Raw genomic sequence first — 17,756 nt, forward strand, 5'->3', positions numbered from 1 at the left:
ATGACCTATAATCCGCCCATCTCCCAAATCCTTCTGGCGATGCAGATCGCCGATCGGTTTGCCACGACGCAGCAGAGCGGGGACCTTTCCCCCGAAGACGTCCGGGCCATCCTATCCGAAGCAGGGCGTTTTGCGACCGAGCGCATCGCCCCCTTGAATCCGGTTGGCGACCGAACCCCCTCGACCCTCGACGAAGGCGGAAAGGTGACCACGCCGCCAGGCTGGCGCGAAACCTACCAGGCCTGGTGCGAGGCGGGCTGGAACAGCCTTACAGGACCAACCGAATATGGCGGCCAGGGGCTTCCGATCTCGCTGGCCGTGGCCTGCACCGAGTTCTGGAATTCGTCCTCCATGGCTTTCGCCCTTTGCCCGCTTTTGACTGCTGGCGCCATCGAAGCCATCTCCGAACACGCCTCTCAGGAGCTCAAGGACCGCTACCTGCCCAAGCTTGTGTCCGGTGAATGGACCGGGACCATGAACCTGACGGAGCCACAGGCCGGTTCCGATCTTTCAAATCTTCGTTGCAAAGCCAAACGGACGGGCGACGGCAGCTACCGTATTACCGGCAACAAGATATTCATCACCTATGGCGAGCATGATTGCTCGCCGAATATCGTACATCTGGTTCTTGCACGGCTGGAAGACGCGCCCGCGGGCACGCGCGGTATTTCCCTGTTCCTGGTTCCGAAGATTCTTCCTGACGGCTCGCACAACGATCTGCGGTGTCTTTCGCTTGAGCACAAACTCGGCATTCACGGCTCGCCCACCTGCGCCATGGCTTATGGCGACAACGGAGGCGCAAAAGGCTGGCTCATCGGCGAGGAGAACCGTGGTCTCAATTGCATGTTCACGATGATGAACAATGCGCGGCTCCTGGTCGGGACACAGGGTGTCGCGCTCGCGGAGCGGGCGACGCAGGCGGCCTTCGCCTATGCAAGGGAACGTGTCCAGGGCAGCGCCCCGGGCAGAGATGGAAATACAAGCCCCATCATCCACCATCCCGATGTCAGGCGAATGCTGCTCGAGATGCGAACCAGGACCGCAGCGGCGCGCATGCTGTGCATGGCGACGGCTTCCGCGCTCGATTCGAGCGTGAACGCGCAGACAGAAAAAGAAAGGCACCGCGCCTATGCGCGAGCTTCATTGCTGACGCCCTTGGCCAAGGCGTACTCGACGGATATCGCGGTGGAAGTGACCTCGACCGCGATCCAGGTTCATGGCGGCATGGGCTACGTCGAGGAGACCGGCGTCGCGCAATACTACCGCGATGCGCGGATTCTTCCGATCTACGAAGGCACGAATGGCATCCAGGCTATCGACCTCGTCACGCGAAAATTGTTCGTTGGGGGCGGAGAGACGTTGTCTCAGATTTTGGAATCTTGTCGCAGGACATTGTCTGCCTTCGAAAGCTGTTTACCGGCCGTTCAAGCTGTGGCTGACACGGTGGATTTGGCGAAAATGCTCTGCGATGCGCCCGGCGGTTCATTGTCACTCGCGGTTGCCGTGCCATTCCAGCGTGCCTTGGCCAACGTTGTCGCCGGTGCTCATCTGGCTGAAGCCGCGGCGCTTGCACGAGGCGGCGCGCTTGAGACAGAAGCTGCAATCAACGCAAGGTTTTTCATCGCCGTTGAATTGGTATCGGCGGTTGCCGCGGCGAAGGCGTCATTATCCGGCGCCGATGCGACAGGTTCGGATGGCCTTGAATAATCGGTATACCTGAGCCGCGCGACTGGCATTATGGCCAGCGACGGATGAAAGCGCTCCTAGCGCGGATACATGCGCCACGGGGCCATTTCCCGGTTCCAAGTGCGCGTCGCGACTGGCGATGGGCTGGCGATGGTCGACGGCCCGGACCTTTCGGCGGCGGACTTCGACCGTCTGACCAGGCGGTTTGCCTCCACCAAAAGCGCGAGGGCAGAGCGGGAGTTGGCTTCGCCATTGCTTCCGAGGTCGCGATCGTTGTCGGCTGAGCGCGTCGCCGACCGCTTGAAGCTGCCGGCGCGAATTATATCGCAAAATCAATGTGCAGAAGGTAGGTGATGCGTTTTGAGCGCAGAAATTGGCTCCCCGGGCCGGATTCGAACCAGCGACCAACCGGTTAACAGCCGGTTGCTCTACCACTGAGCTACCGGGGAACGGAGGCTCTTCAGCAAGTGGCGCAGCCTATAGCAAACCCGTTTCGGCTTTGCAAAGAAGCATTTCGCATTTTTTCGAGACTTTTTCGCGCGGCGGTTTCTCGCAATCGGCCTCGCCCACCCTCATATTAGCCGTCTTGGCGACGGGCGCGGAACCGAAAGGGCGGTCGTGGCTTTCGTAAAATGACATTATCAAGCCCCAGACAGGCAGTTGTTCGCGATGACGGCCACGGACGAAAACCCGATAACCGCACGAAAGATCTCGGTTTTCGGGCGCGAATTCACCATGCCGCAGTCGCGCGGTCTCAGAATCACGATCGGCGTGCTTTTGACCATTGGCGGCATTCTCGGGTTCTTGCCGATCCTTGGCTTCTGGATGGTGCCGCTCGGACTGCTGGTGCTCTCCTACGAATTCGCCATGGTCCGCCGCCATCGGCGCCGCTTGGTCGTCTGGTGGGAACGGCGACGCCGGCCGGATTGAGCGGCCTTGCCGAGAGAATCAATCCTGGCGCTGTCTCTCTATGCCAATGCCGGACTCCTCCGACTCCGGTTGTGCGTCTGCCTTCAAATCCTGGCTGATATCCTTCAGGACCGCGGAGGCCGAGGCCAGACGCGCGCGGTCACGCGGCGATAGTCTGCCGCTGCCTTCAATTCTCAGGCAGTCGATGGCGTAGCGCACCAATTCCTCGCGCCCCAGCAGCGACACGCTTTCCGTTTCGTGCGTTTCGTCCTTCGGTTTGGCCATGGGCATGGCGCAGTCCTCCGTGTTTCTCAACGCGGGCCGGTGCGCGGAGTTTCGCTCGATCATTCGCCATGCTTAACGGATTGCCAATGTGAGAGCGGGGCGCGACGGCGATCCGATTGGGGCCAGGCCGGCGCAGAGGAAACCGTTCGGAATACGTCGTGGCCGCTTGACGGCATTTTCGCCGCAACCTATTGGAACCGGGTGGAACGCCGGGAGCAACGAGGCCTCGTGGCGGAGTGGTTACGCAGAGGACTGCAAATCCTTGCACCCCGGTTCGATTCCGGGCGAGGCCTCCAATACCCGGGCTCCCGCGCGTCAGCGCCGGAGCCTGAAGTTCCGGTCGAAATGAACCGCGATTCTGACGCGGCAAGCAGATTGGTTGGGACATGAGCGCTGATTTTTCCGAACTTCGCGTCAAGATGGTCGATGGTCAGGTCCGCACCACCGACGTGACCAGCGCGCCGCTGCTCGACGCGATGCTTTCCGTGCCGCGCGAGGTTTTCGTCGGCGATCGCCAGCGCGATCTCGCCTATATCGACGAGGACATCCGCATCGCCGACAGCGCCGATGGCTCGCGCTACCTGATGGAGGCTTCGCCCCTAGCCAAGCTGATGCAACTGGCCGAGATAAGCGTGGCCGATTCGGCGCTCGATGTCGGTTGCGGCACCGGCTACGCCTCGGCGATCCTGTCGCGACTAGCGAGATCCGTCGTGGCGCTCGAAAGCGATTCGGCATTGGCGCAAACCGCCGCGTCGACCCTGTCCAGCCTGGGCTGCGGCAATGTGACCGTGGTTCAGGGCGCACTGGCGCAAGGCCTTGCGGCGAAGGCGCCTTACGATGTCATCTTCATCGGCGGCAGTGTCGGCAAAGTGCCGGCGTCGCTGCTCGACCAACTCGCTGAAGGCGGCCGCCTGGTTGCGGTCGAGGGCCAGGGCAATTCGGGCGTGGCGCGGCTTTTTTTCAAGGCCGGGGGGGTTGTAACCGGAAGAAGGGCATTTAATGCGGCAATTAAGCCACTACCCGGCTTCGAACGTGAGCATGCTTTCGAATTCTGAATGATTTGGCCTTGCAGCAAAGGCATTGTCATGGTCGCTTGCATTTGAACGATCGTTGCCGATCCCAGACTGGGGGCACTTTGGGCTGAGCGACAGGGAACATGAAACACGCCACGCCGGCTGCTCTGGAAGGAGAAGCCGGCGCGGCGCGGTTCCCATGGAAAACGAATGAGGGATACACCGTGCCGTCAGTACGTAAGTCACTTTTCACCGCCGTCATTGTTTCGGCGACCGCGCTATCCCCACTGGCTGCGTCGGCTGAAACTATCACCGGCGCGCTTGCAAAGGCCTATCAGTACAATTCCTCGCTGAATGCATCGCGTGCCGGCGTGCGTGTGACCGACGAGAGCGTGGCCATCGCCAAGTCGGGCTGGCGCCCGACGGTTACGGGATCGGCCAACATCGACTATACGAACACGCGCCAGGCAAATGGCGGCGGCAATTCGAAGCTGACAAGCGGCAGTTACGGCATTCAGATCAACCAGTCGCTGTTCGATGGCTTCCAGACGAGAAACAACGTGGCCGCGGCTGAATCCCAGGTCAAGGCGTCGGTCGAAAGCTTACGCAACACCGAAGAGAACACCCTGCTCAATGCGGCTACCGCCTATATGGACGTGATTCGGGACCGGCAGATCGCCGCGCTGACCGAGCAGAACCTGCAGTTCCTGACCGAGCAGGCACGTGCCGCGCGCTCGCGCTTCGAAGTCGGCGAAGGCACACGTACCGATGTCGCGCAGGCCGATGCCTCACGTGCGTCCGCGGTGGCATCGCTGAGCTCGGCCCGCGCGCAGGCGCTGGCCAGCGCTGCTACCTATCATCAGGTCGTCGGTGACGAGCCTGGCAAGCTCAAGCCCGCCTCGCCATTGGGCCGGTTGCTGCCGTCGAGCCTCGACGCGGCGATCGCCATCGGCTCGGCCGAACACCCGGCCATCCTTGCCACCCAGCATCTGGTCGACGCTGCGGCGTTCTCGGTGAAATCTTCGGAGGGCGCGCTGTTGCCGCAGCTGTCGGCCTCAGCCGGCGTTTCCGAAAATTATCGCAAGTCCATTCCCGACGTGACGGGTTCCAACGGCAATTCGACCTCGGCCAATATCGGCGCGACGCTGACCATCCCGATCTATTCCGGCGGCCGGACCTCGGCCCTCGTGCGGCAGAACAAGGAATCGCTGGGTCAGGCGCGTATCCAAGTCGATGTCAGTCGCGACCAGGTGCGTCAGGCCGTCGCGTCGGCATGGTCGCAATATACCGCCGCCCAACAAAGCGTTGCCGCCAACAGGCAAGTGATCGAAGCAGCACAACTGGCGCTGAATGGCGTCATCGAGGAACGCAATGTCGGCCAGCGCACGACGCTCGACGTGCTCAACGCGCAGGCCACCGTGATCACGGCCAAGATCAACCAGGCCAATTCCGAACACGACGTGGTCGTGGCGAGCTATGCTATCTTGTCAGCGATCGGCCGCCTTTCAGCCGAACGGCTGGCGCTGCAAGTGACTAAGTATAGGCCCGAGGAGCACTACAACGCCGTCAAGGACAAGTGGATCGGTCTGCGCACGCCGGATGGCCGCTAGGTCCTTCGTACGAACGGCGGTTCCGGGCTGGGCGGTTCGATCGGAAACGCCGGACTGCCGTTGTCCATTTGATTGCTGACGGGGACCGTCACACGGCTTTGGCGGAATCGCTCTAATCTGTTGAAATCCCACATGTCCCCAGATTGGGGATTCTCGAGCGGCGATCCGTCGGTTACGCTGTCGCCATGATTCGAATCCGGCTTTTGCCGGAGCGGAAACCTGCAACGGGTCACAAGGGCGGCGGATGTGACGATGGCAACGGCAAGCAGCGCACAGCGCGAACCTTCCATGGAAGAGATACTGGCTTCCATCAGGAGGATTATCGAAGACAGCGACAACGGCCGCAAGCAGCCCGGCGAGACCGATGAGTTGCAGCAGGATCTGGAGCCTGCACCGAGTGCTGTTCCCGCCGCGGACATCGATGCGTTCCGCGCCGAACTGCATGCCGTCCCCGAGGTCAGGAAACCGGCCGCGACGGCGGAAGTCCAGGCGCCAGCCGTACAGCCGGCGATCGCACGCACGGAAGCGCCGCCGCGTGCCGATCCATCTGGGGGCAGGACGCCGACGACACTGGCCGAGGTCAGCGCCCGGATTGCCGCCGAGCCGATGCCTGCCGTCAGCCGCGATGCGCCAGCGGCTCCAGCGGAGGTTGCGACAAGTGAAGCGATCGTCGCCGATTGGCGTCGCGAGATCGTGGCGGTTGGCGAGCAAGCCAAGGCGATGCCGGACCGGAGCATCCGCAAGCCAGTTGCAGAGCCGGAGGCGTCGGCGAGCCAAGCCGCGGCGGAACCCGCGATTGAGCAGCCTTCGTCAAGCGATGCTCCAACGGCCCAGGCGCGCGCGGCAAACGAAGCGCAGGCGGTGCGTCCCGCGATTCTTTCCGAACATACCGGCCGTCAGGTTGCGGCCGCCTTCGGCGAACTGTCCGACGCCTTTGCAAGCCGCAGCAAGAAGACATTCGACGACATGGCCGAAGAAATGCTGCGGCCGATGCTGCAGGATTGGCTGGACAACAATCTGCCGACGCTGGTCGAAAGGCTGGTGCGCGAAGAGATCGAGCGCGTGGCACGCGGGGCACAGTGAGCCTGCCGGATCGCTGATTCGGCCGGTCTTCGGGCCAAGAGAAATTACCCTGTCAAAGCCATAAGCGACTGCTATCCTCGGTCGATGGACCGAGAGTTGACGTACAGCTTCCGATTGCGGGCGATGGTTCCGATGCTGACCGACGAAGAGTATCGGGAGGTTGTCGGTGACCCCGCAGCTCTATATTTTCAGGTCAAGAGGTTTGCGTCCAGGCACGGCCTATCGACTGAAATGAAGCATCCCGCCGCCGATCGCTATCGTGAGCGTACCGGAGTTGCACTTCACCACACTTTCTGGCTCTTACATGTCCGCCGGTCGGAGTACGGCCCAGACTGCCCTGCGTGCGGAAAGCCATACCGGACACCAAGGGCGAAGTTTTGCGCCGAATGCGGGGCATGGCCTCCCCATGGCATTCCGTTGAAATGACCATGATCGCGCCTATCTGCTTGTGATAGCCCCCGGGCGGCCCTTGCGGTTGACTTGGCCAAGACCTTCCGATTTACACCGAACCAGCAAAATTCCCGACAGCGCGGACCGTTTTCCCATGCTTGAAAAGACCTACGACGCCAAGACCGTCGAGCCGAAGATCGCCAAGGTGTGGGAGGAAGCCGATGCGTTTCGCGCCGGCGCCGGAGCGGAGGAGGGGGCGGAGGCCTTCACCATCGTCATCCCGCCGCCAAATGTCACCGGTTCGCTGCATATGGGCCATGCGCTCAACAACACGCTGCAGGACATTCTGGTTCGCTTCGAGCGCATGCGTGGCAAGAACGTCCTGTGGCAGCCCGGCATGGACCATGCCGGCATCGCCACGCAGATGGTGGTCGAGCGCCGGCTGATGGAAAAGCAGATCCATCGCCGCGATCTCACCCGCGAAGAATTCATCGAGAAAGTGTGGGAGTGGAAAGCCGAATCGGGCGGGTTGATCTTCAACCAGCTGAAGCGGCTCGGCGCTTCCGCCGACTGGTCGCGCGAACGCTTCACCATGGACGAGGGTCTGTCCAAGGCCGTGCTCGAAGTGTTCGTCACGCTCTACAAGGAAGGGCTGATCTACAAGGACAAGCGCCTTGTGAACTGGGACCCGAAACTGTTGACCGCGATCTCCGACCTCGAGGTCGAGCAGCAGGAGGTCAACGGCAATCTCTGGCATTTCCGCTATCCGATCGAAGGCGCGACCTTCGATCCGGAAAACCCGAAGACCTTCATCGTCGTGGCGACGACGCGCCCCGAGACGATGCTGGGCGATACGGCTGTCGCGGTGCATCCCGACGACGAACGGTTCCAGCATCTCGTCGGCAAGAATGTCATCCTGCCGATCGTCGGGCGCAAGATACCGGTCGTGGCCGATGAGTATTCCGATCCGGAAAAGGGCTCGGGCGCCGTCAAGATCACGCCGGCGCATGACTTCAACGATTTCGAGGTCGGCAAGCGCCACAAGCTTCCGGCGATCAACATCCTGACCGTCGGGGCCGAGATAAACCTCAAGGACAATGAGGATTTCCTCGCCGGCCTTGAGGTGACGCCGGAGCGTCAGGCGGTGTGGGACGGGCTCGACGGCTTCGACCGTTTCGTTGCGCGCAAGAAGATCGTCGAACTGATGGAGGCCGGCGGCTTCCTTGACAAGGTCGAGCCGCACCGCCACGCGGTGCCGCATGGCGATCGTGGCGGCGTGCCGATCGAGCCGTTCCTGACAGAGCAGTGGTATGCCAACGCGGCGGAGCTGGCCAAGCCGGCGATCGCCTCGGTGCGCGAGGGACGTACCAACTTCGTGCCGAAGAATTGGGAAAAAACCTATTTCGACTGGATGGAGAACATCCAGCCCTGGTGCATTTCACGTCAGCTGTGGTGGGGGCATCAGATCCCGGCCTGGTACGGGCCGGACGGGCGCGTCTTCGTCGAGAAGACAGAGGAAGAAGCGCTGAGCGCCGCCATCGAATATTATCTGGCCCTCGAAGGGCCTTGGAAGGCCTGGGTCGAGGACAAGCTCGAGAATTTTCAGCCGGGCGAGATCCTGACCCGCGACGAGGATGTGCTCGACACCTGGTTCTCGTCGGCGCTATGGCCGTTCTCGACGCTGGGCTGGCCGGACCAGACGCCGGAGCTGAAGACCTATTACCAGACCGACGTGCTGGTGACCGGCTTCGACATCATCTTCTTCTGGGTTGCCCGCATGATGATGATGGGCCTGCACTTCATGGACGAGGAGCCGTTCCACACCGTCTATGTGCACGCGCTGGTGCGCGACAAGAGCGGGCAGAAGATGTCGAAGTCGAAAGGCAACGTCATCGATCCGCTCGATCTCATCGACGAATATGGCGCCGACGCGCTGCGCTTCACCCTGACGGTGATGGCGGCGCAGGGGCGCGACGTGAAGCTCGACCCGGCGCGCATCGCCGGCTACCGCAATTTCGGCACCAAGCTGTGGAACGCGACGCGCTTTGCCGAGATGAACGAAGTAGCGCGCAATGACGATTTCTGGCTGAACGACGCCAAGCTGGCGGTCAATCGCTGGATCCTGACCGAGCTGACACGCGCCGCGCGCGAGGTCACGGACGGCATCACCTCGTATCGCTTCAACGAGGCGGCTGGAGCGGCCTACCGCTTCGTCTGGAACCTGTTCTGCGACTGGTATCTGGAACTGCTGAAGCCGGTGTTCATGGGCACGGACGAGGCCGCCAAGGCCGAAAGCCGCGCCTGCATCGCCTTCGTGCTAGACGAGATCTACAAGCTCCTGCATCCGATGATGCCGTTCATGACCGAGGAGCTGTGGGCGCAGACGGCGGGCGAGGGCAAGGAACGCGACTCGCTGCTGTGCCATGCCGCATGGCCGTCGCCGGATTTCGAGGACGCTGAAGCGGCCGCCGACATCAACTGGCTGGTCGATCTCGTCTCCGGCATCCGCTCGGTACGCTCGGAGATGAACGTGCCACCGGCGGCCGTTGCGCCGCTGGTCGTGGTCGGCGCCAACGACGTGACGCGCGAACGGCTGATCCGCGAGGACTCCGCGATCAAGCGGCTGGCGCGGGTCGGCGACATCTCGCTCGCCGATGCGGCACCCAAGGGGTCGGCGCAGATCGTGCTCAACGAGGCGACGATCTGCCTGCCGCTTGGCAGCCTGATCGACCTCACCGCGGAGGCCGCACGGCTGCAGAAGGAACTGGTCAAGGCAACCGAGGAAATCGCGCGCCTGCACAAGAAGCTGTCCAACGAACGGTTCGTCGCCAGCGCGCCGGCCGAGATCGTCGAGGCCGAGCGCGAAAAGCTCGCCGAATATCGCGACGCGCAGGACAAGCTTTCGGTGGCGTTGACCAGGGTTCGTGACGCCGGCTGAAGAGCAGATTCGCCCAGGACGCCGGAGCGAATTCCCGCGCGTCACCTGCCTCGAAAATAGGCATTCCGTTGCGTTAATGTTGACGTAAACGGAAACTTTTAGCCCCATTGTTGCCATAATGTAACAATGGGGCCGACTTCCCTCAAAACTAGCTGTTTTTGGGCCTTTTGGGCCTGTTTTTTTCATTTTATCGGCTTGTTGGATGTTCGGCGGGCCATTTTAGGCCTTGTGGGACTCCTCCGCATTTTGACGAAAATGCGTTTGGCGAACATGTACATGTACGCCCCCGGAATTCGTTGTTGCGCCGTTAACCTGAATTGGTTCTAGCTTGATCCCACTAGTTATTTCGGGGAGGTCATCCATGAACAATTTGCGCTTGAAAGCACTGCTGGGGGCAGGGTGCTTTTCGCTGGCTTTGATGGGCTCGGTTATCCATCCGGCACATGCCGGCGGTCTGGAGCGCGGCGGCTACGATATCGACCTGCTGTTCGATCCGGCGCCATTCACTACGGAAGCTGAAGCAACCTATGTGATGCCAGATCGCAAGTACGAGAATGCGCGTGGTCCCGGCGGAGCCAATCTCGGCTTGGGTACCTCAGCCGACGGTGCCGAGGGTTATTGGGTTCCGCGCATAGGTGCCAAGGTCCAAGTTGTGCAAGGCGTCGACTGCATGGTCGATTATTCGCAACCCTGGGGCGCGCACACGGCGCCGGGTATATGGAACGGAGCGTTCTCTAACATCGAAACCGATATCAAGAGCAATAACTACGCAGGTACCTGCTCCTACAAAATGGATGCCGGCAAGGGCCAGCTCCGCTTTATCGGCGGCTTGTTCTACCAGGATATCTCGGGCTTCAAGGAAAGCCTGGTGAATGCTTTTCCGGCACTCACGGGTCGTGTCGACCTGAAAACCAGCGGCTGGGGCTGGCGCGCGGGCATCGCTTACGAAATCCCTGACATCGCGTTGCGCGCAAGCCTGGTGTACAACTCGAAAGTCAAGCTCGACAATATCGAGGGAACGCTGGATCTCACAAGTATCGGCAGGGGCGTTACCCCCATCTACGGCTCAACGCAGTACATGCCTGATACCTTGGAGTTGAAACTTCAGTCAGGCATCGCGCCCGGCTGGCTCGCTTTTGGCTCGGTCAAGTGGGTTAACTGGAGCCTGCTGCAAAGCGTTCCGATCTGCCCGGTGGGTTTCCCCGCTTCGTCATGCTTCACCGGTTCGCCGGCTGCGGTGACTTCGCTCGATCTGATGTATCGTGACGGCTGGACCGTCACAGGCGGTCTCGGCCACAAGTTCAACGATGAGTGGAGTGCCGCCGGCCAGCTTTCGTGGGATCGTGGCACCTCGCATGGTTATGGTGCGCAGACTGATACATGGACGCTGGGCGGTGGCGTGGCCTATACGCCGTCGCCGAACGTCGAAATTCGTTTGGCGGGAGCGGTCGGCGTGTTGACCAGCGGTCACTCAGGAGAATTGGCCGGTGAAAACGGCTATATTGCCGGCGAGGATGCCAGCTACGACTTCGGCAACGATCTGGTCACGGCGATTTCCGGCGGCATCAAGATCAAGTTCTAACCTCCTGAGAAAATTTGTAAAAGGCCGGGCGTTGTCCGGCCTTTTTTCATTTGAGCTGACACGCCGGCACGTCTGCTATCCAAGCGGCGTTGCATATAAGCCGCACCTCGGCCGCATCGTGCGAATGTGACGTTTTGGCAACACTTTCTGAACAACCCCTGCGCTGAAAGTCAGGCCGAGGAAATTGCCCATTTCCCGCCATAAACCCGGCGCACCTCGAACTCGTCTCGGGATACGCGCCAAAAGGCTCGGCGATGGGGCAGGCCGCACCGCCCGCGGCAAGGAAGAGAATGGACGCCAAGGTCATCTCAAAGGCTAAGCTCCCTAGCCGCCATGTGACTGTCGGTCCGGCGCGTGCGCCGCACCGGTCCTATCTCTATGCCATGGGCCTGTCGGCGGCCGAGATCGCGCAGCCGCTGGTCGGCGTCGCGTCCTGCTGGAACGAAGCGGCACCCTGCAATATCTCGCTGATGCGCCAGGCGCAGGTGGTCAAGAAGGGCGTGGCAGCCGCCAACGGCACGCCGCGTGAATTCTGCACCATCACCGTCACCGACGGCATTGCCATGGGCCACCAGGGCATGAAGTCGTCGCTGGTGTCGCGCGAAGTCATCGCCGATTCGGTCGAACTCACCATGCGTGGCCATTGCTATGATGCGCTGGTCGGTCTCGCCGGCTGCGACAAGTCGCTGCCCGGCATGATGATGGCCATGGTGCGGCTCAACGTGCCTTCGATCTTCATCTATGGCGGCTCGATCCTGCCGGGCAGCTATCGCGGCCGCCAGATCACCGTACAGGATGTGTTCGAGGCGGTCGGCCAGCACTCGGTCGGCACGATCGATGATTCCGAACTGCTCGAAATCGAGCAGGCCGCCTGTCCGTCGGCCGGTTCTTGCGGCGCCCAGTTCACCGCCAACACCATGGCTACCGTCGCGGAGGCAATCGGTCTCGCGCTGCCCTATTCCTGCGGCGCACCGGCGCCCTACGAAATGCGCGACCGCTTCAATTTCGCCTCGGGCGAAAAGGTCATGGAGCTGATCGCCAAAAACATCCGGCCGCGCGACATCGTCACCCTGAAGGCGCTGGAAAATGCGGCGACGGTGGTCTCGGCCACCGGCGGCTCGACCAATGCGGCGCTGCATCTGCCGGCGATCGCGCATGAGGCGGGAATCAAGTTCGACCTTTTCGACGTGGCGAAAATCTTCGAGAAGACGCCTTACATCGCCGATCTCAAGCCAGGCGGCAAATATGTCGCCAAGGACATGTTCGAGGCTGGCGGCATTCCGCTGCTGATGAAGACGCTGCTCGACCACGGCTATCTGCATGGCGATTGCCTGACGGTCACTGGCCGTACTTTGGCCGAAAATATGGAGCACGTTGCCTGGAATGAACACCAGGATGTGGTCCGCCCGGCCGACAGACCAATTACCCAAACCGGCGGTGTCGTGGGCTTGAAGGGAAACCTTGCCCCCGAAGGCGCGATTGTGAAGGTCGCGGGCATGGCGGAGTTGAAATTCTCCGGCCCGGCGCGCTGTTTCGATTCGGAAGAGGAATGTTTTGAGGCGGTGACGAACCGCGCCTACCGGGAAGGCGAGGTTCTGGTCATCCGCTATGAAGGACCACGCGGCGGTCCTGGCATGCGCGAGATGCTGTCGACGACGGCGGCGCTCTACGGCCAGGGCATGGGCAGCAAGGTGGCGCTGATCACCGACGGCCGTTTCTCCGGCGCGACGCGCGGCTTCTGCATCGGCCATGTCGGCCCGGAAGCGGCGGTTGGCGGCCCGATCGGTCTCATCAGGGATGGCGACGTGATCTCGATCGACGCGGTGAACGGCACGATCGAAGTGGCGCTGTCCGAGGCCGAACTGGCGGCACGGGCGAAGACATGGAAGGCGCGCACGACCGACTATCAGTCGGGCGCGATATGGAAATACGCACAGACGGTAGGGTCTGCCAGGGATGGCGCGGTCACTCATCCGGGCGGTGCGAAAGAAACACACTGCTATGCGGATATCTGAGTTGTTGAAGTCAACACCAGAGTTGTTGAGGTCATCTGTCCTTTCGGCACTGGTCGCGGTTGCGATCTTTGGCGCCGTGGGCCAGGCCATGGCCTTCGACGACAAGGTGTTCGACGACAAGACCGGCGTGAAGCCGCAGTCGAGCCCGTGGGCGGTGTTTCAGTTCGGGTTCTCCGCCTACAAGAACGGCCACAAGGAACAGGCCGCCGAGGCCTATAAATACGCCGCCGAAAACGGCCAGATCGGCGCCACCTGGAAGCTTGCCCGCATGTATGCCGAAGGCGACGGCGTGGCCCGCGACGATTATGAGGCGTTCAAGTTCTTCTCGGAGATCGTTGACCAGGATGTCGAGCCCGGCTCCCCGGAAGAAAGCTACGTCTCCGACGCGCTGGTGGCGCTGGGCGACTATCTGCGCAAGGGCATTCCCGGCAGCCCGGTCACCGAGAACGAGGTGGCGGCACAGGAATACTACATGCGCGCCGCCGCCAATTACCGCAATCCGAACGCCCAGTTCGAGATGGGCCAGATGTTCCTGAAGGGGGAGGGCGGCGTGAAGGCCAGCGTCAAGCAGGCCGGACGCTGGTTCCAGCTCGCCGCCGAGAAGGGCCATGCCGGCGCGCAGGCGACGTTGGGACACCTGTTGTTCCAGAGCGGCAAGATCGTGCGCGGCCTGGCGATGATGACCGCGGCGCTCGAGCGTGCGTCGCCGGCTGATCAGCCCTGGATCCGCGGCATGCAGGAAGAGGCCTTCGCCGCCGCCGGCGAAGCCGACCGGCGCACCGCGATCTCGCTGGCGGATGATATCCTGACCAAGGGCAACAACACCGATCAGTAGGCTCTTCTGCCCGTCGCCATACGGGGAGTTGAGGAGCGGTCCGTGTAGCGGACGAAAAGCCAATTGGTTTGCTTTTCGGGCGACGAACGCCGAAAGGGCGATGACGGACAACGCCGGCCTATCGAGGCTCGCCTCAGTCTGAAGACGAGGCAATCCAGAAGAAAATCAGTTTTCGGTTGGCTCCGTCGGCACCATGCTTGGCGCGGGTGTCGAGATCGGCGTGACGTGCAGGTGCGGCGCCATTGTGTTTGCCGGGCAACTATCGCCAACCTTGGTCCAGGATGTGTTGTTGAGCACCATGTCGCAGCGAGCCAAATAACTCTGGTCGGCAATCGTCAGGCAGGCGACCTGGCCGACCGGATAGGATTTTCCGTTGGCGAGACATTCCGGGGCGGCGAAGGCCGGCACGATCGCGACCGTCGCGAATGCCAAGCCGATCGGACAAAGAGCAAATCGAATGCTCATGGGAACCCCAGCCGCCATGATGATCTCCCATCATGCGTCGGAATGTGGCGATATGAGGTCCGGGCGGCGCGGTGGGCAGAAGGGTCAAGCCGGCTGTAAGGCAAGGTCGATCGCCACCGGGACGTGATCGGACGGTTTTTCCCAGGCGCGCACATGCTTTTCGACCGACGCCGATGAGAATCGGTTGGCGGCTTCCGGCGACAACAGCAGATGGTCGATGCGGATGCCGTTGTTCTTCTGCCAGGCGCCGGCCTGATAGTCCCAGAAGGTGTAGGTGTCGGGAGCATCGGTGACCGCGCGCACCGCTTCGGTGAAGCCGAGGTTCAGCAGCCGGCGGAAGGCCTGCCGTGTCTGCGGCTGGAACAGCGCGTCGCCCAGCCAGTTTTCGGGAAACCGCGCGTCGATCGGCTCGGGGATGACGTTGTAGTCGCCGGCCAGCACCAGTGTCTCTTCCAACCTCAGCCGCTCTTCGGCCCAGCGCTCCAGCCGCGCCATCCAGGACAGCTTGTAGGGAAACTTCTTCTCGTCATCGATCGGGTTGCCGTTGGGCAGATAGAGCGAGGCGACGCGAAGCGCGCCCTTGTCGGTCGAGAACACGCCTTCGATGAAGCGCGCCTGTTCGTCGGCGTCGTCGCCCGGCAGGCCTTTGATAACCTCGTCGAAGCGCAGCTTCGACAGCAGCGCGACACCGTTGAAGCCCTTCTGGCCATGGGTTTCGACATTGTAGCCAAGCGCCTCGATCTCGGCGCGCGGGAACTGCTCGTCGACCGTCTTGATCTCCTGCAGGCAGACGATGTCGGGCGCGCTTTCGGTCAGCCAATGGGTGAGGTTGCCGATACGGGCGCGCACGCCGTTGATGTTCCAGGTGACGATTTTCATGACGGTCTCATTGTTCCTGCGGCGGAAGGCGTTCGACGAGTCCGACCGTATTGCCTGCCGGATCCTTTATAAAGGCCATCCATTCGCTTTCCCCCGCCGGGCCGAACTGGCCCTCGGTGTCGCGATGGACCAGCGCCGGCGGCGCGGTGAAGGGAATGCCGGCCGCCCTTGCCTCGGCGTGGAACGCTTCGAGGCCGGAAATGTCGAGATAGATGGTGCCGGCCGGGATGCCGTCGGTGAACAACAGCCTGACATCGCCGGCCATGATGAAGGCGATGCCGGGCGGATCGAACCGCGCATGCACCTTCATGCCGAGGACGTCACGCCAAAAGGCCAGCGTCGCGTCGAGGTCGCGACCGGCGGAGAGAGCAACCTGACGAACCGCGCCAGTTGCGGGCATCTCGGTCCTAGATGGAGAAGCTGGTGCCGCAGCCGCAGGAGGCGACCGCATTCGGGTTCCTGATCTGGAACGACTGGCCCATCAGATCGTCGACGAAGTCGATAACCGAGCCGCCCATATAGACCAGCGACAGATCATCGATCAGCACCGTGGCGCCGTCCTTCTCGATGGCGACGTCGTCCTCGTTGCGCGCATCGACCAGATCGAACTTGTAGGAAAAGCCGGAGCAGCCGCCGCCTTCGACGGAAACGCGCAGCGCCGTCTTACCGGCTTCGGCCGAAACAATCCTAGCGATCCGCTCGGCGGCGGCCTCGGTCATCTCGACTTTCATGGCGGTCTTGGCATCCGCGCCCATCGGCGTCACCTTGCTTTCGGTTTCACATGATAGGTATGAAGCGCGACGGGGCAAGTCAACTGCGGCGGCATCAGCCATGACAAATGAGCTTGGCGACATCGGATTCGGCTATCGGCCGCGGGCGGCCTATGCCACGGATCCTGCGCGCTCGCGCGGCCGGCTGTTCGACGAGGTCGAAAGTCCGACCCGCACGCCGTTCCAGCGGGACCGCGACCGGATCATCCACTCGACGGCCTTCCGCCGGCTCAAACACAAGACCCAGGTCTTCATCGCCCATGAAGGCGACCACTATCGCACTCGGCTGACCCATTCGATCGAAGTGGCGCAGATCGCGCGTGCGCTGGCGCGGGCGCTGCGCGGCGATGAGGATCTCGCCGAAGCGGTGGCGCTGGTGCATGATTTCGGTCACACGCCCTTTGGCCACACAGGCGAGGACGCGCTGAACGAAAAGATGGCGGCGTGGGGCGGCTTCGACCACAACGCACAATCCCTGCGCATCGTGACGAGACTGGAGGCGCGCTACGCCGAATTCGATGGGCTCAATCTGAGCTGGGAGACGCTGGAAGGCCTGGTCAAGCACAATGGTCCGCTGATCGACAGCAGCGGCAAGGGCCTGAAAGGGCCAGTACCGCAGGCGATCCGCGATTACTCGCAATTGCAGGATCTCGAACTCGACCGGTTCGCCGGCGTCGAAGCGCAGTGCGCTGCGATCGCCGACGATATCGCCTACAACACGCATGATATCGACGATGGGCTGAGGTCAGGACTGCTGACGCTCGAGATGCTGAAGGCCGTTTCGCTGCCGGGAGCGATCCTGGAGGGTGTGCGCCAACGCTATCCTAGCCTCGATGACATGCGTACCGGCCACGAACTGATGCGGCGGCAGATCACGGCCATGGTCGAGGATGTGATCAAGTCAACGGCCGCCAATCTGGAGCGTGTCGGGCCACAGAACGCCGAAGCGGTGAGGGCGGCCGGCGAGACGATGGTGACCTTTTCGGCCGAGATGGCAGAAGCCGAGAAGGAATTGAAGGCCTTCCTTTATAAGCATCTCTACCGGCATGAGGAGGTTATGCGGGTGCGTGCGGACGCGGAGCAGATCGTCAGGGACCTGTTCGACATCTATTTTGCCGACCCGCGCGCCATGCCGGACGGCTGGCGCGAAGGGCTGGACCGCGCCGAGGATCGCATCAAGGCGCGTAGCGTCGCCGATTTCCTGGCCGGCATGACCGACACCTACGCGCTCAAGGAACACAGGCGTTTGTTTGACCGCACCCCGGATTTGAGCTAGGGCGGGCTCGATTTGCCGGC

The 17,756-nt window shown here is 62.1% G+C and carries 15 protein-coding genes and 2 tRNA genes; 11 read left to right on the forward strand and 6 right to left on the reverse strand.

The genetic code is table 11. The annotated features are described in order from the left end of the window. Positions 1–1,707 carry an acyl-CoA dehydrogenase family protein gene (locus C7I87_RS17780; protein ID WP_149905425.1) on the forward strand — a complete coding sequence of 569 codons (1,707 nt, stop codon included), beginning with the start codon at positions 1–3 and terminating at the stop codon, positions 1,705–1,707. Between the two features lie 353 nt (positions 1,708–2,060). On the opposite strand, the gene C7I87_RS17785 is transcribed toward C7I87_RS17780, so the two are convergent. Continuing rightward, positions 2,061–2,135, reverse strand: a tRNA-Asn gene (locus tag C7I87_RS17785). Positions 2,136–2,355: 220 nt separating this feature from the next. On the opposite strand from C7I87_RS17785, the gene C7I87_RS17790 reads away from it, so the two are divergent. Next, positions 2,356–2,616: a hypothetical protein gene (locus C7I87_RS17790; RefSeq protein WP_149905426.1), complete on the forward strand. Its 261-nt coding sequence runs from the start codon at positions 2,356–2,358 to the stop codon at positions 2,614–2,616. Positions 2,617–2,634: 18 nt separating this feature from the next. On the opposite strand, the gene C7I87_RS17795 is transcribed toward C7I87_RS17790, so the two are convergent. Continuing rightward, on the reverse strand, positions 2,635–2,886 hold the full coding sequence (locus C7I87_RS17795; protein WP_149905427.1) for a hypothetical protein: 252 nt from the start codon (positions 2,884–2,886) through the stop codon (positions 2,635–2,637). A gap of 216 nt (positions 2,887–3,102) precedes the next feature. On the opposite strand from C7I87_RS17795, the gene C7I87_RS17800 reads away from it, so the two are divergent. From C7I87_RS17800 to C7I87_RS17835, 8 genes are all read left to right on the forward strand, one after another. Then, a tRNA-Cys gene (locus C7I87_RS17800) sits at positions 3,103–3,176 on the forward strand. Positions 3,177–3,266: 90 nt separating this feature from the next. Then, on the forward strand, positions 3,267–3,935 hold the full coding sequence (locus C7I87_RS17805; protein WP_149905428.1) for a protein-L-isoaspartate O-methyltransferase family protein: 669 nt from the start codon (positions 3,267–3,269) through the stop codon (positions 3,933–3,935). A gap of 182 nt (positions 3,936–4,117) precedes the next feature. Then, on the forward strand, positions 4,118–5,503 hold the full coding sequence (locus C7I87_RS17810; protein WP_149905429.1) for a TolC family outer membrane protein: 1,386 nt from the start codon (positions 4,118–4,120) through the stop codon (positions 5,501–5,503). A gap of 252 nt (positions 5,504–5,755) precedes the next feature. Continuing rightward, positions 5,756–6,586, forward strand: coding sequence for a PopZ family protein (locus C7I87_RS17815; RefSeq protein WP_149905430.1), 831 nt, complete (start codon positions 5,756–5,758; stop codon positions 6,584–6,586). 544 nt (positions 6,587–7,130) lie between these two features. Beyond that, positions 7,131–9,914, forward strand: coding sequence for a valine--tRNA ligase (locus C7I87_RS17820; RefSeq protein ID WP_149905431.1), 2,784 nt, complete (start codon positions 7,131–7,133; stop codon positions 9,912–9,914). Positions 9,915–10,275: 361 nt separating this feature from the next. Beyond that, positions 10,276–11,496: an OmpP1/FadL family transporter gene (locus C7I87_RS17825; RefSeq protein ID WP_149905432.1), complete on the forward strand. Its 1,221-nt coding sequence runs from the start codon at positions 10,276–10,278 to the stop codon at positions 11,494–11,496. A 290-nt stretch (positions 11,497–11,786) separates the two neighbouring features. Beyond that, positions 11,787–13,511 carry a dihydroxy-acid dehydratase gene (ilvD, locus tag C7I87_RS17830; RefSeq protein ID WP_149905433.1) on the forward strand — a complete coding sequence of 575 codons (1,725 nt, stop codon included), beginning with the start codon at positions 11,787–11,789 and terminating at the stop codon, positions 13,509–13,511. Beyond that, entirely contained in the window at positions 13,498–14,346 is an 849-nt protein-coding gene (locus C7I87_RS17835) for a tetratricopeptide repeat protein (RefSeq protein WP_149905434.1), read from the forward strand. Before ilvD ends, C7I87_RS17835 begins: the two co-directional genes overlap by 14 nt. A gap of 165 nt (positions 14,347–14,511) precedes the next feature. Here the strand turns inward: C7I87_RS17835 and C7I87_RS17840 are convergent, their stop codons facing one another. The 4 genes from C7I87_RS17840 to erpA form a co-directional block, all read right to left on the reverse strand. Further along, entirely contained in the window at positions 14,512–14,829 is a 318-nt protein-coding gene (locus C7I87_RS17840) for a hypothetical protein (protein ID WP_188393887.1), read from the reverse strand. Between the two features lie 66 nt (positions 14,830–14,895). Continuing rightward, positions 14,896–15,690, reverse strand: coding sequence for an exodeoxyribonuclease III (gene xth / locus C7I87_RS17845; protein WP_149905436.1), 795 nt, complete (start codon positions 15,688–15,690; stop codon positions 14,896–14,898). 7 nt (positions 15,691–15,697) lie between these two features. Beyond that, entirely contained in the window at positions 15,698–16,090 is a 393-nt protein-coding gene (locus C7I87_RS17850) for a VOC family protein (protein WP_149905437.1), read from the reverse strand. 7 nt (positions 16,091–16,097) lie between these two features. Beyond that, complete coding sequence (erpA, locus tag C7I87_RS17855; protein WP_149905438.1) at positions 16,098–16,445, reverse strand: iron-sulfur cluster insertion protein ErpA; 348 nt, start codon at positions 16,443–16,445, stop codon at positions 16,098–16,100. Between the two features lie 76 nt (positions 16,446–16,521). On the opposite strand from erpA, the gene C7I87_RS17860 reads away from it, so the two are divergent. Continuing rightward, positions 16,522–17,736, forward strand: coding sequence for a deoxyguanosinetriphosphate triphosphohydrolase (locus tag C7I87_RS17860; protein WP_149905439.1), 1,215 nt, complete (start codon positions 16,522–16,524; stop codon positions 17,734–17,736). Positions 17,737–17,756: the final 20 nt, after the last annotated feature.

The organism is Mesorhizobium sp. SARCC-RB16n, assembly GCF_008520305.1.
In the GTDB taxonomy this organism is placed as follows: Bacteria; Pseudomonadota; Alphaproteobacteria; order Rhizobiales; family Rhizobiaceae; genus Mesorhizobium.

What these genes read in the sequence shown, in the direction of transcription:
- C7I87_RS17860 (WP_149905439.1), top strand. Translation starts at nt 16,522, where the DNA reads ATGACAAATGAGCTTGGCGACATCGGATTCGGCTATCGGCCGCGGGCG.
- C7I87_RS17780 (WP_149905425.1), top strand. Translation starts at nt 1, where the DNA reads ATGACCTATAATCCGCCCATCTCCCAAATCCTTCTGGCGATGCAGATC.
- C7I87_RS17835 (WP_149905434.1), top strand. Translation starts at nt 13,498, where the DNA reads ATGCGGATATCTGAGTTGTTGAAGTCAACACCAGAGTTGTTGAGGTCA.
- C7I87_RS17850 (WP_149905437.1), bottom strand. Translation starts at nt 16,090, where the DNA reads ATGCCCGCAACTGGCGCGGTTCGTCAGGTTGCTCTCTCCGCCGGTCGC.
- C7I87_RS17805 (WP_149905428.1), top strand. Translation starts at nt 3,267, where the DNA reads ATGAGCGCTGATTTTTCCGAACTTCGCGTCAAGATGGTCGATGGTCAG.
- C7I87_RS17790 (WP_149905426.1), top strand. Translation starts at nt 2,356, where the DNA reads ATGACGGCCACGGACGAAAACCCGATAACCGCACGAAAGATCTCGGTT.
- ilvD (WP_149905433.1), top strand. Translation starts at nt 11,787, where the DNA reads ATGGACGCCAAGGTCATCTCAAAGGCTAAGCTCCCTAGCCGCCATGTG.
- erpA (WP_149905438.1), bottom strand. Translation starts at nt 16,445, where the DNA reads ATGGGCGCGGATGCCAAGACCGCCATGAAAGTCGAGATGACCGAGGCC.
- xth (WP_149905436.1), bottom strand. Translation starts at nt 15,690, where the DNA reads ATGAAAATCGTCACCTGGAACATCAACGGCGTGCGCGCCCGTATCGGC.
- C7I87_RS17820 (WP_149905431.1), top strand. Translation starts at nt 7,131, where the DNA reads ATGCTTGAAAAGACCTACGACGCCAAGACCGTCGAGCCGAAGATCGCC.
- C7I87_RS17840 (WP_188393887.1), bottom strand. Translation starts at nt 14,829, where the DNA reads ATGGCGGCTGGGGTTCCCATGAGCATTCGATTTGCTCTTTGTCCGATC.
- C7I87_RS17825 (WP_149905432.1), top strand. Translation starts at nt 10,276, where the DNA reads ATGAACAATTTGCGCTTGAAAGCACTGCTGGGGGCAGGGTGCTTTTCG.
- C7I87_RS17795 (WP_149905427.1), bottom strand. Translation starts at nt 2,886, where the DNA reads ATGCCCATGGCCAAACCGAAGGACGAAACGCACGAAACGGAAAGCGTG.
- C7I87_RS17815 (WP_149905430.1), top strand. Translation starts at nt 5,756, where the DNA reads ATGGCAACGGCAAGCAGCGCACAGCGCGAACCTTCCATGGAAGAGATA.